We start from the raw sequence: 367 nt of genomic DNA on the forward strand, positions 1-367 counted from the left end.
AGGACGGCCTGCACGTGGCGCTGGTGCCGACCATGGGCAACCTGCATGGCGGCCACCATTCGCTGGTGGCGCTGGCCCGCCAGTACGCCGACAAGGTGGTGGCGAGCATTTTCGTCAATCCGACCCAGTTCGGCCCGAACGAGGATTTCAACCGCTACCCGCGAACGCCCGAGGCCGACGTGGCCGGGCTGGAGCAGGCGGGCTGCGACGCGGTGTGGCTGCCCAGCGTCGAGGTGATGTACCCGCTGGGCGTGGACAAGACCACGCAGATGCATGCGCCGGGTGTCAGTGAAATGCTGGAAGGCGCCAGCCGGCCGGGCCACTTCGATGGCGTCTGCACCGTGGTGGCGCGCCTGTTCCTGCAGGT

At 68.4% G+C, this 367-nt stretch carries 1 protein-coding gene; it reads left to right on the forward strand.

Going from position 1 to position 367, the window contains the following annotated elements:
- Positions 1 to 367: pantoate--beta-alanine ligase (locus EN850_RS34280; RefSeq protein WP_136092989.1), on the forward strand; the 367-nt coding region annotated here is incomplete at both ends.

Source organism: Mesorhizobium sp. M8A.F.Ca.ET.207.01.1.1 (genome assembly GCF_004794715.1).
Classification (GTDB): Bacteria; Pseudomonadota; Alphaproteobacteria; order Rhizobiales; family Rhizobiaceae; genus Mesorhizobium.